This window comes from Paraburkholderia sp. Ac-20340 (assembly GCF_017104965.1).
GTDB lineage: Bacteria > Pseudomonadota > Gammaproteobacteria > Burkholderiales > Burkholderiaceae > Paraburkholderia.
The window spans coordinates 68,472-80,848 of sequence record NZ_JAAGPR010000038.1 but is presented as its reverse complement, the minus strand read 5'-3'; the positions used below and the strand labels follow the sequence as shown (position 1 = coordinate 80,848).

Annotated in this window: 9 protein-coding genes; all 9 read right to left on the bottom strand. The window is 63.0% G+C overall.

Translation table 11 applies throughout. The annotated features are described in order from the left end of the window. Window positions 1-273: 273 nt before the first annotated feature. The 9 genes from G3N59_RS31765 to G3N59_RS31725 all read right to left on the bottom strand — a co-directional run bounded on the left by G3N59_RS31765 (window position 274) and on the right by G3N59_RS31725 (window position 12,375). A complete protein-coding gene (locus tag G3N59_RS31765; RefSeq protein ID WP_205986808.1) occupies window positions 274-1,713 on the bottom strand; it encodes an efflux transporter outer membrane subunit in 1,440 nt (479 codons plus the stop codon). Further along, the gene (locus tag G3N59_RS31760; protein WP_205986807.1) at window positions 1,710-2,885 is read right to left on the bottom strand and encodes an efflux RND transporter periplasmic adaptor subunit; all 1,176 of its coding nucleotides are present in this window, start codon (window positions 2,883-2,885) and stop codon (window positions 1,710-1,712) included. The genes G3N59_RS31765 and G3N59_RS31760 overlap by 4 nt, the downstream gene beginning before the upstream one ends. Window positions 2,886-2,920: 35 nt before the next feature. Then, the gene (locus G3N59_RS31755) at window positions 2,921-6,175 is read right to left on the bottom strand and encodes an efflux RND transporter permease subunit (RefSeq protein ID WP_205986806.1); all 3,255 of its coding nucleotides are present in this window, start codon (window positions 6,173-6,175) and stop codon (window positions 2,921-2,923) included. A gap of 185 nt (window positions 6,176-6,360) precedes the next feature. Next, the gene (locus G3N59_RS31750) at window positions 6,361-7,152 is read right to left on the bottom strand and encodes an aspartate/glutamate racemase family protein (RefSeq protein ID WP_205986805.1); all 792 of its coding nucleotides are present in this window, start codon (window positions 7,150-7,152) and stop codon (window positions 6,361-6,363) included. A gap of 28 nt (window positions 7,153-7,180) precedes the next feature. Further along, entirely contained in the window at window positions 7,181-8,533 is a 1,353-nt protein-coding gene (locus G3N59_RS31745; protein WP_205986804.1) for an MFS transporter, read from the bottom strand. An 82-nt stretch (window positions 8,534-8,615) separates the two neighbouring features. Then, on the bottom strand, window positions 8,616-9,341 hold the full coding sequence (locus G3N59_RS31740; protein WP_205986803.1) for an SDR family oxidoreductase: 726 nt from the start codon (window positions 9,339-9,341) through the stop codon (window positions 8,616-8,618). A gap of 51 nt (window positions 9,342-9,392) precedes the next feature. Next, window positions 9,393-10,697: an NAD(P)-binding domain-containing protein gene (locus G3N59_RS31735; RefSeq protein ID WP_205986802.1), complete on the bottom strand. Its 1,305-nt coding sequence runs from the start codon at window positions 10,695-10,697 to the stop codon at window positions 9,393-9,395. Window positions 10,698-11,027: 330 nt separating this feature from the next. Next, on the bottom strand, window positions 11,028-11,693 hold the full coding sequence (locus G3N59_RS31730) for an amino acid ABC transporter permease (protein ID WP_205986801.1): 666 nt from the start codon (window positions 11,691-11,693) through the stop codon (window positions 11,028-11,030). A 10-nt stretch (window positions 11,694-11,703) separates the two neighbouring features. Continuing rightward, window positions 11,704-12,375, bottom strand: a complete 672-nt coding sequence (locus G3N59_RS31725) for an amino acid ABC transporter permease (protein ID WP_205986800.1) — start codon at window positions 12,373-12,375, stop codon at window positions 11,704-11,706. Between the last annotated feature and the right edge of the window lie 2 nt (window positions 12,376-12,377).

Sequence of the window (12,377 nt, the reverse complement as noted above, 5' to 3'; positions counted from 1 at the left end):
TCGCGCCGGTTAGCGCCTTCCTGCAAAGCCAGATGAACAAATTCCAGACGCAGATTCATGGTGTCTCTCGGGTTCCACGGCATGGCCGGCTCCAGACGATTCACTTGTCCGAAGTGTTACCCATGTCTCCGTACACCTGTTACCCATGTCTCCAGTCCATACACCGCCGCAAAGAAAGTAAGTGCCGCCCTGCACAGGGGCAACGCTAATAGACCGACACGAACACAAGGAAATGCCAACCCGCACCACCACCAACTACGACGACAACAACAACTAAACCCCACCCTCACTCCACCCACCACCCAGCGCCTGAATCAACCGCACACAAGCCTCCATCCTGCGCCCCTCGATAACCACCGCATCGCGTTCATCCGCAAGCGCGATAGTCTGCGAAGTCACCACATCCAGATAACTCACCGCACCCGCATTAAACCGATTAGTCGTCAGCACCAAAGCCTGCCTGGCGGCCAGCGCAGCACGCTGTTGCGTAACCGACTCATCCCCAAGCGCCTGAAGCGCCGAAAGATTATTCTCGACCTGTTCAAACGCAGAAAGCACTGCCTGCCGATAATCCGCCACAGTCCCGTCATAACGAGCAGTCGCCGCATGCAACGTAGCCGTACGCTTGCCGCCATCGAAAATCGTGCCAACGAGTTGCGGCCCAAGCGCCCAGAAAAGACTCGGCGCACTCAACCACGGCGAAAAGACTGAACTCTCCAACCCAGCGGTAGCACTCAACACAAGGTCCGGAAAAAACGCTGCATGCGCAGCACCAATCTGCGCATTAGCCGCCGCAACGCGCCGCTCGGCCGCCGCGATATCCGGCCGCCGCTCGATCAACTGCGACGGCAACCCAGCCGGAATCTCCGGCAAACGAAACCCGCCCTGCGCCCCCGAAACAGCCGGCAATGAAAAAATCGAAGCCGGTTCGCCAATCAGCGTAGCGATCGCGTGTTCCATCTGCGCACGCGCCACATCGATATCGCGCGCCTGCGTGCGCGTACTGTCGAGTTGCGCCTGTGCCTGCGCGACCGCCGAGGCGTCGATTGCGCCATTACGCAACTGATCCTGAACAATCGACAGCGCACGCGAATAAGCCGTCACGCTATCGTCGAGCAGGCGCTTTTGCGCATCGAGCGAGCGCAAGCTGAAGTAGTCCACCGCCAGTTGCGAAGTCATCGAAAGCCGCACCGCTTCCAGATCGGAGGCGCTCGCCTGGGCCGTCGCGTTCGCGCTCGTGACTTCATCGCGAATACGCCCGAAAACGTCGGGCTCCCACGTCGCCGTCACGCCCATGCTGTAATCGGGAATCGTCTTGCCCGCAAGCGACGATCCCTGTTTGTTCGCCGATGTGCGATAGCGATCCTGCGCCACGCCAGCGGTAATCGTCGGCAGAAAACCGGCACGCTGATAATCGGTGCTCGCGCGCGCTTCGTTCAGATTCGCGAGCGCTTTGCGCACGCTTTGATTCGATACGTCGATGCGCGCTTCGAGCGTGTTCAGTTCCGCGTCGCCAAATACGGTCCACCACGCGCCACGCGGCGCGGCATCGGCCGGCGAGGCGGGTTTCCACGCGGCGTTCGACGTTGCGCCCGCATAGTGCGTGGGAATCTCCACTTTGGGCGGCTGATAGGGCGCGGTGGTCGAGCAGGCGGCAAGCGCAACGGCAATCGCCATCACGCCTGCACGCAAGGTGAATCGGCAGGCGTTCATGATTGCGCCGCCTTCGTCGTGGCCGCGATGCTCACCGGTTCGCCGTTGCTGATGCTGTCGCCGGGATTGTCGATCACGCGATCGTTGGCGCTCAGGCCCGAAGTGACTTCCACATGCGTGCCGAAGTCGCGCCCCAGATGCACGGGTTTGAGCAACACCTTGCCAGCGGCATCGACGGTTGCAACCGTTACGCCATCGGCGCGAAACAGCAAGGCCGTCACGGGCACGTCGAGTGCGGGCGTGGTGGTCTTCAAGGCGAGATGCGCCTGCACGTAGCCGCCTGGCAACAGCGCGCCATCCGCATTGTCGACGTCGATTTCCACGCGCAAGGTGCGGCTGGTCGGATCGATTGCACCCGCGCTGCGCGCCACGTGCGCAGTAAAGCGGCGGCCCGGATATTGTTGCGTCGTCAACCATGCTTCGGTGGCGGGCGTGACGTCGGCGGCATCGTCCTGCGGTACATCGACGAATACGCGCAAGGTCTGTGTCTGCGAGAGATGGAACAGTTCGTTCGTGGACGACGGCGCGCCGGGCGTGCCGCCCGCCGTAACGAGTGCGCCCACGTCGACGTCGCGAGCCGTCACCACGCCATCGAACGGCGCCGTGACTTTCTCATACGAAACCAGTTCGGCCAGTCGCGCAACGTTGGCCTGCGCGGCCGCAAGCGCGGCCTGTCTGGTCTGCATGTCGCTGAGTTTCGCGTCGGCGTCCTGCTGCGCCACGGACTGGCTGGCCAGCATCGTTTGCCAGCGCTGCGCCGTGGTTTTCGCGTAGTTATAGGCCGCTTGCGCGGAAGCTTCGTCGGCGCGTGCGGCGCGCAGTTGCGCGTCCAGATCCGGCGCGGCGATATCCGCGAGCACCTGGCCCGCTTTCACATGCGTGCCGATGTCCGTGTACCAGTGCGCGATGTAGCCGCTCGTGCGCGCGTAGATCGCGGCATCGGCGAAGGGCGTGGCGGCGCCTGGCAGCACGAGGTCCTGGCTCGCAGGCGCGGGTTGCGGACGCACCACGGCAACGGTGAGCGTGCTTTGCGTTGCGGTCTGCGCGGCGAGCGCGCGGCTCGCCTGCAATCGCGGGACGACGCCCGCGGCCAGCAGTGCGAGGGCAAGCGCGGCGAGGGCGATTGCCGCCTTGCGGCGCGGCGCAGGAGTCTGTTTTTCGAGGTCGTTCATGATCGGCGATGTGATAGGCGTGAATTCGGAATGCGTTACTGTTCGGCGTCGGCGTCGGCGTCGGCGTCGGCGTCGGCGGCTTCGGGAGAGGCCAGTTCGGCGCGCTCGTCTTGCCGCTGCTTGCGCCGTGCCAGCCAGCCGTGCGCGATGGCAAACACCACCGGCACGAACATGAGTGTCGAGACCGTGCCGCACGCCAGCCCGCCGATCACGGCGCGGCCCAGCGGCGCGTTCTGTTCGCCGCCGTCGCCGAGTCCGAGCGCCATCGGCAGCATGCCGATCAGCATCGCCAGCGCCGTCATCATCACCGGACGAAAACGCGAGAAGCCGGCCTGTTCGGCAGCATCGAAAGGCGAGAGCCCTTGCGCGAGTTTTTCGCGCGCCGCCGTGACCACCAGAATGCTGTTCGCGGTGGCAATGCCGATACAGAGAATCGTCCCGGTCAGCGCGGGCACGCTGAGCGTGGTGTCGGTCGCGAACAGCATCCAGACGATGCCCGCGAGCGAGGCAGGCAGGCCGCTCAAAATCACGAGCGGATCGAGCCACGACTGGAAATTCACCACCATCAGCAGATAAACCAGCGCGACGGCGAACGCGAGACCAATCAGGAGTCCGTAGAAAGCTTCGTGCATCGCCTGGACCTGGCCGCGCATCACGATCGAGGAGCCGGCCGGCAGTTTGGCTTTTTCGCTGTCCACGACCTGGGCGATATCGTTCGCGACCGATCCCAGATCGCGTCCCTGCACGGCGCCGAAGATGTCGAGCACCGGCTGCACGTTGTAATGCGAAACCACGGCCTGCTGCGTGGCGCGCGAGAACGTGCCCAGCGAGCCGAGCAGGTTCTGCACGGGCGCTGCGCCGCCGGGGCTTTTCGCGCTGGTCGAGGAACCCGTCAGCGGCAGATTCGACAGCGCCTGCAGCGAATTCATGTCGTACTGCGGCATCATCACCATCAGCGGATAGCTCACGCCGTTCTTCGGATCGAGCCAGAAATTAGGCGTCGTCTGCGAACTGCCGGAGAGCGCGATCAGCAGATTCTGCGCGACATCGCGTTGCTGCAGGCCCGCCTGCATCGCCCGGGTGCGATCGACATCGATATTGATCGCGGGCGCGTCGCCGGGCTGCTGGATGCGTGCGTCGACCAGACCGCGCACATGGCGCAGCTTCGCGAGCAGATCGTCGGCGACCACACGATTCGCGGCGAGCTTGTTGCCGACGATCTGGATGTCGATCGGCGCGGGCAGGCCGAAGTTGAGAATCTGGCTGACGATATCCGCCGGCAGGAACGCGAACGTCACGCCCGGAAACGCCTTGGGCAACTGCTTGCGCAATTCACTGACGTACTGGGCGGTCGGACGATGGCCCGGTTTGAGCGAGACCATCACGTCGGCGTCACCTGCGCCAATCGGGTCCGACGAATCGTAGGTCAGGTTGATGCCGCTCACCGGCACGCCGATGTTGTCGAGCATCGCGCCTTGTTCGCGCGCGGGGATGATGCCGCGAATCGCCGCTTCGACCTGGTCGGTGAGACGCGCCGTCTGCTCGATACGCGTGCCCGTGGGCGCACGCAGATGCAGGCGGATTTCGCCGGTATCGACACTCGGGAAGAAGTCGCGGCCCGTGAAGTAAAGCAGCGACATCGAGGCGACACAGCAGGCGAGAAACATCGGCACGAAGCGGCGACGCTGTACGATGGCGCGCGCGAGTGCCGCGCGATAGCCCAGACGCAGCACTTCGAAACGCGCTTCGAATGCGGCCTGGAAGCGCTGCAGGCGTGCAACCAGCGCGTTTGCGGGCCGCGCGCTGCGAGTGCGTGGTTTGAGCAGATAGAGCGCCAGCGTAGGCACCAGCGTGCGCGAAAAGAAGTACGACGCGGCCATCGCGAAGATCACGGCTTCGGCCATCGGCACGAACAGATAGTGCGCGACGCCCGTGAGCATGAACATCGGCGCGAACACGATGCAGATCGACAGCGTGGAGACGAAAGTCGGCACGGCGATTTCGCCGGAGCCATTGAGGATCGCGTCGTAAAGCGGCTCGCCGTTTTCGAGGTGATGGGTGATGTTTTCGATCGCGACCGTTGCGTCGTCAACGAGTATGCCGACTGCCAGCGCGAGTCCGCCCAGCGTCATGATGTTGATGGTCTGCCCGAGCGCCGAAAGCGCGAGGATCGACGTGAGCACGGCCAGCGGAATCGACACCGCAATGATCAGCGTCGCGCGCCAGCTACCCAGAAACAGCAGGATCATCAGCGCGGTGAGGCAGGCTGCGATCAGCGCTTCGCGCACCACGCCGCCAATCGCCGATTTCACGAACACGGATTGATCGCCGAGCGGCGTGATCGTCAGCGCCTTGGGCAAGCCCGCCGAGATATGCGGCAACATCGCCTTGACCTGACCGATGATCGACAGCGTGGACGTGTTGCCGGTTTTCTCGACCGTGAGCAGCGCCGCGCGCTTGCCGTTGCTGCGCACGATATTGGTCTGCGGCGCGTAGCCGTCGCGCACGTGGGCCACGTCGCGCACATAGACCACGCTGCCGCCGACGGTTTTCACCGGCAGATTATTGAGCGCGGCGATGGAATCCGTGCTGCCGTTCATCTGCACGTTGTATTCGCGCGCGCCGATCTTCGCGGTGCCGCCGGGCAGGATCAGGTTCTGCGCGTTGATCGCGTTGACCACGTCGAGCGGCGCGAGACCTTTGGCCTGCAGCGCGTGCGGGTCGATATCGACCATGATCTGCCGCACCTTGCCGCCGAACGGCAGCGGCACCGAGGCGCCCTGCACGGTGGCCAGCTGCGTGCGGATAAAGCTGTTGCCGAGGTCGTAAAGCTGCTGTTCGGCGAGCGTCGCGCTGGACAGGCCGAGTTGCAGGATCGGCACGGTCGAGGCGTTATACGTGATGATGTTCGGCGGCAGCGTGCCGGGCGGCAGCACGCGCAGGATCGACGCCGAATTGCTGGCGGCCTGCGCGATCGCACGGTTGATATCGGCGCCCGGGTGGAAAAACACCTTGATCACCGACACGCCGTTGAGCGACTGCGATTCGATGTGCTCGATATCGTCGACGTCCGAGGTCAGCGCGCGTTCGTAGTTGGAGGTGATGCGCTGCGCCATGTCCTGCGCCGAAAAGCCGTTATACGACCAGACGATGCTGACGACCGGGATGTCGATATTCGGAAAAATATCGGTCGGCGTGCGCAGGATCGCGAGCGGGCCCGCGATCAGGATGAGTATCGCGAGCACGGCGAAGGTATACGGGCGGCGCAGGGCGAGCCGGACAATCCACATGACGAACCTGTTTGAGCGTGATGGCGCGCTGGCCAGCCATCGACAGGCAGTCGAGGCAGTCATGCGCGCGCGGCGGTATGGAGGTTCGCAGTCTGCGGGTGCGGGCTTTGCCGGAGGGTGACCGTTGGATTACGAAATTGATATGTGGGTGTGGGGCCGGATGGGCTGTGTGAGCTGGCAGCCGGCTAGCGCGGCGTGGCGAGCGCCGAGCGTGCCTGTACGATCTTTTCCTGTGGTGGCGAGGCGAACTGGGGGCCATGCGATTTCACGATCGATGTGGCGCGGGCCACGCCGATCATCGCTTCGAGATACTTCAACGCCACCGTGGTCGAATCGATCACCGCGATGTTCGTGCCGGAAACCTGCCTGTAACCCGCGCGCCTGAGCAACGGGCCATACCAGGCGCAGCCGACAAGTATGACGTCCGCGCCATCCGCGATGCATTCGCGTGCGACTGCCTCGAAGCGCGGAATGAACGATTCGAACGGATCTCGCACTGCGCCGAGCAGCAGTGCGGTATCCGATTCTGGCGTGATCGCGCGGGCAGGGCGAGCAATGGCGCGCTCGCGCAATCCATAGAGTGCGATGTCGCGTTCGATGGCAACCGCCGTTTTTGCCGATACCGTGACGACGGCGAAGCGTTGTCCCATGGTCAGCGCGGCCAGCATCGACTGTTCGCCCACGGAAGCGACAGGAATACCCAGCACTTCGCGCGTTTCCCAGAGTGGATCGTTCCAGCAGCCGAAATACACGCCGTCGAAGCCATCGCGTTCGGCTGCGAGCGCTTCATCCATCATCGCGACTGAGTTCAGGTGCTCGGCGTACAGGGAACGCGTGAAATTTGTGCTTTGCCGTGTGTAGCGGAACTCGACCGAACATTGTGGAGAAAGAAGCGGTGGAATCTCCGCTTCCAGCGTGTTCCAGACCGGCGCGAGAGCGTCGAGTTTCGTGGTGGGTTGAATCCAGCAGATGCGCATGATCAGTGATCCTCTCTAATGGTTCGAGTCACATGGGCAAGGGCTTGCCGGTCATATCCTTCACGAAACGCAGCGCAATCAATCCGAGCAAGGCGCCGCCCATCAGATACCACGCGGGAATCACGGGATTGCCAGTGCGATGGATCAGCCAGGTGTTGATCAGCGGTGCAGTGCCGCCCAGCAGCGAGACGGACACGTTATAGCTGATCGCAAGCCCGCTGTAACGCACGGGCGCGCGGAACAGCGAGACCAGCGTGGCCGGCATCGAGCCTTCGAACAGCACCTGCGCCAGCACGAGCAGCATGAGTGCGGCAAATACCACGGCCACGCTCTGGCTGCGCAGCAGACTGAAGGCCGGGATCGCACCCACGAGAATGACAAGGCAGCCCAGCCCTATCATCTTCGTGCCTCCGATGCGATCGGCGAGGCGTCCCGAAACGGGAATCAGCGCGAGCATCATGAGCGTGGCGATCATGGCCAGCAGATTGCCGAACTCCACCGGATGACCCGCTACATCGGCGAGATAACCAGGCACATAGCCGAGCGCAACGTAGTAGGTGATATTGAATACAGCCGTGAGCCCCGCGCATTTGAGCAGTTGTGGCCATTCTGCAAGCAGCAGATCGATAAAACGCTGCTTGCCGGAAAGGTGTTTCTGGTGTGCTTCGTTCTGCTGCATCTGTTTGAAGACCGGCGATTCGTCCACATTCAGACGCAGATAGAGCGCGACCAGACCCGTGAGTCCGGCAATCACGAACGGAATGCGCCAGCCCCACGCGGCCATTGCTGTTTCGCCGAGCGAAAACATCAGTGCATTGACTACGGCGCCGCCCAGCAGAAAGCCGGAGATATTGCCGAATTCGAGCCAGCTCGTGAGGAACGAGCGTTTGCTGTCGGGCGCGTGTTCCGCGATGAACGTGCAGGAGCCACCGTATTCGCCGCCGGTCGAGAGGCCTTGCAGCAGGCGGATCACCAGCAGCAGCGCGGGTGCAGCCGCGCCGATCGAATCGTAGCCGGGCAGCACGGCGATGCAGAAGGTGGCGATCGACATCAGCGCAATGCTCAGCGTGAGCGCGGTGCGCCGCCCGTAGCGGTCGCCGATGGGCCCGAATACGAAACTGCCGATAGGGCGAATCAGAAAACCTGCGGCAAACGTTGCGTAGATCGAGAGTAGTTGTGTCGCGTGGCTCTGGTTCTTGAAGAACACGTTGCCGATGATGGTCGCCAGCGACGAATACAGCGCGAAATCGAACCATTCGATCATGTTGCCGCAGGTCACGCCGACGACGGCGCGCCTGAGCGCGGATACCTCCTCGTGGCGTGTGGCGGCAATCTGCATATATCCGGGGAAATCCTCAGACGAAAGGTCTTTCGCACTCATTTCAGCTCTCCTCACATCATGAAACATTCAAATCAGCGGTGCGAGCGCGCCAAAAAAGAAAGCGCGCGCGCACCATCGCGTGCTATCGCATGAACACGCCGCCCGCGATGCACAGCGTCTCACCGGTGATATAGGACGGCTCATGCGCGAGATTCCAGACCCACGTGGCGATTTCATCGACCGAGGCTGCGCGATGCAGTGGAATGCCGGGAATGGCGGCCTCGATGCGCCCGCCGCGACGCGTGCCCTCGGTATCCACCCAGCCCGGCGCGATCGCATTGACGGTGACGTGCTGTTCCGCCAGTTCGATGGCGAGCGAGCGCGTGATGGACACCACGGCGGCTTTCGACGCGCTGTAAAGCAACTGGTTGCGGGAAACCGCAAAGGCATCGACCGAGGCGAAAAACAGCATCGCGCCGCCTCGATCGCCAAGATGTCTTGCGCCCACGCGCGCCACGTTCAGCGTGCCGAGTACGTTGATGTCGAAGATGCACCGATAGAGCGCGGTGTCGAAGCTCTCGAGCGATGAGGTCGGGAAAATGCCGGCCGCGTTGACCACGGCGGCGAGGCGCGGCTTGCCTTCCAGCGCCTGAGCGACGGCCTGGGCGAGCGCGGCTTCGTCGGCGATATCGGCAACGGCCGCCGTGATATTGGCTTCGGCGCCATGCGAAGCGGCGGCGACGTCGAGCGCGACCACGTGCCAGCCTTCGGCGGCGAAGCGCTGCGCGGTGGCGCGTCCCATGCCAGAGTTCGCGCCGGTGACGAGAACGCTTTTCTGTCCTGCGGTTTCCAGTTTCTGCGTGTTCATGCGGGTATCCGAATGTGCGGTTAGGTAGGCCTTACAGCGTGCAGTTGTGCTTCAAACAGCCAGTTGCGCCTCGTCTTGCCGCCTGGCGATGCTGCCCGTGCCAGCCTGGGCGATGGCGTCCAGCGCGCGGCTGGTTTCGTCGAGGTTCTGCTGCCACAGGCGACGCACGATATCGATGCGCGAATCGGCGTCCTGCGTGCGGTTGAAGTGATCGGCGAGGCCTGTTACGCCCTGTTCGCGCAGCGCAATGAAGCGCGCGATCAGGCGGCTTTGCGCGCAGTACACCGGCCATTGCGCGCCGCGCGGCGCCGCGAGACCAACGAAGTAGAGCGATTCCAGGCCGGTAGGCAACGTCATGGCCGCCGTGCGCAGCGGTACGCCATCGCGCCATTCGAGCAGCGAGCGGTCGAGGAACGGCAGCGTGGTCTTGAAGCCCGTGGCCCAAAGGATGGTGTCGTATTCGCTTTCGGTGCCGTCGGCGAAGGTCACGCGCTTGCCTTCGATCGCGCGCAGGCCGGGCGCCACCTTGATGCGGCCATGCTGAATCCAGTACAGCAGCAGCGAATTGACGACGGGCGGCTGCTTCTCGAGATCGTAGGTTTCCGGCGCAGGCATGCCCGGATAGTTCTCGTGCGTGCCGAGTACCGTGTGAATCAGCATCGACGCCGCCATGTTCTGCATTTCCGGCGGCAGTGCGTTGAGGAAGGGCACTTCGGCGCGCGGCAGGCCGTAGAACGTCTTGGGCTGGAACACCTGGCCGCAGCGCATGGCGATGGTGACGTCGAGGCGGCTCTGCGCGGCGTCCACGGCCAGATCGCAACCGGAATTGCCGAAGCCGACCACCAGCACGCGGCCTTCGATATCGGCGGTATTGCGGTAGGAACCCGAATGGATCGAACGCCCGCTATAACCCTGACCCAGAGCGGGAATGCTTGCATCCCAGAGGTGGCCGTTTGCGACCACTACGCCGGCATATTCATGCAATGTGCCGTCTGTGAGCGTGACGCGCCAACCGTCTGCGCCGCGCTCGCCCAGCGGCTCGATGCGCTCGACCGCCGTATTGAAGCGGATCATCGCATTCAGGCCGAAGTGTTCGGCATAGCTGCGCATATAGGCGGCCACCTGATCGCGGCTCGGGTACATCGGGTACGACTCGGGCATCGGAAAGCCATCGAAGAAGGAACTGCTCTTCGGCGTAATCAGATGCAGGGCATCGTAGTCGTGGCGCCAGTGGCCGCCCACGCTATCGCTCTTTTCGAAGCAGTCGGCCGCAACGCCCGCGTCGGTCAAGGTCTTGAGGGCGGCAAGACCGGCTGCGCCGGCGCCAATCACGCAATAGCGCGCTTGTTTCGTCATGGTTCACCTCCGTGTGTGCTGGCTCCGGGACTGTTGTCCCAGGGACGGTTCGCATCAGTTGCAGCCAGTATCGGAAGGTCAAAAAATCGCGTGAAGAATGGCTGCTCAGGTGCGTGCTATAGCCATGTCCTATAGCTGGACGAGTGCTGCACGCGGCGCGAAACTACGCCGCCCCCGCCGGAGCGGGGCGCGAGCGATTTCATCTACGCTGTCGTAGCAATGCCGGGCGATTTGCAATGAGTGCTCGGGATTTACCCGCATGACGTCACGCGAAAACGAAAACGGCCTCGCAAGCGAGGCCGTCCGGCATGTTCAAAAGGTGCTGATGCGTCAGCAGGCGTAGCGGCGCAGCAAACGCGATTCGACTACGCCAACGAGACGGGTAAGCGGAAACGCCACCAGAAAATAGATCGCGCCGACAGTCGTTAAAAACTCGACCGGGCGCGCCGTGTTGGTCGAAATATTCTGGCCGACGAGCATGAGATCGGCGATGCCCACGGACGAGATCAGCGCGCTCTCCTTGAACAGACTCACCACGTTCGACAGCAGCGGTGGTAGCGCCCGCAACAGCGCCTGCGGAAAGATCACGTGCAGGATCTTCGCGCGCGGCGTGAGGCCCAGCGCGACGCAGGCGTCGTGCTGTTCGCTGGCGATCGATTTGAGTGCGCCGCGAAACGTTTCGCTGGTAATCGCGATCATGTAGAGCGTGAGTGAGACCAGCACGGAAATCGCAGGCGCAATCGCAAGACCTAATACCACCGGTAGACAGAAGAAAATCCAGAATAACTGGATCAGCAGCGGTGTTCCGCGAAACAGCTCGACATAGAACGAGGCGGCAGCATTGATCCAGCGATGAGTCGACAGGCGCAACAGACTCAGCACGAAGCCGCCGATACTGCCAGCGATTGCGCAGCCCAGCGTAAAGACGATAGTCGTGGCCAGCCCTTGCAGCAGTACGCGCCAATAGGGCAGCACGATGGCGAAATGAACGGACATGGTGGCTCCTTCAACGCTGCATGGAGAGATCCTGGCGGCGCTCGACCAGCCGGATCAGCGCGGCAGCCGGAACGGACAGCGCGAAATAAACGCAGGCAACCAGCGTATAGGTTTCGAGCGGGCGGAATGTATCGGTGGCGATCTGGTTGCCGACATACATGAGATCGCCCACCGCGACCACGGCCACCAGCGCGCTTTGCTGCAAGGCACCGATGCCGTTGGTCATCAGGATGGGCGTGGCGCTGCGCAGGGCCTGCGGCAGCACGACATAAAAAGTGCGTTGCCACGGGCGCAGGCCGAGTGCGACACAGGCATCCAGATGCTCCTTCGGCACGGCCTGCACACCCGCGCGATAGGCCTCCGCGTTGAACGCTGTGAGATTGAGTCCAAGCGCGAGAATGCCCAGCGCAACCGGGCCGATGAAGAAGTCGAACATCATCGGCACGCAGTAGAAGAACCATGCGATCTGCAATAGCGCGGGCGTGCAGCGAAAGAACTCGATATACGCACGCGCGGGCCAGCGTACCCACGCATGGCGGCTGGTCGAAGCCAGGCAGAGCACGAAACCCAGTGTCACGCCCAGCACGTTCGCCACGATCGTCAGTTCGAGCGTGATGCCCAATCCGCCGAGCAACGCGCCCAGACGGCCCGAAAGAAAAGAAAAGTCGAAGTGATAGTGCACGC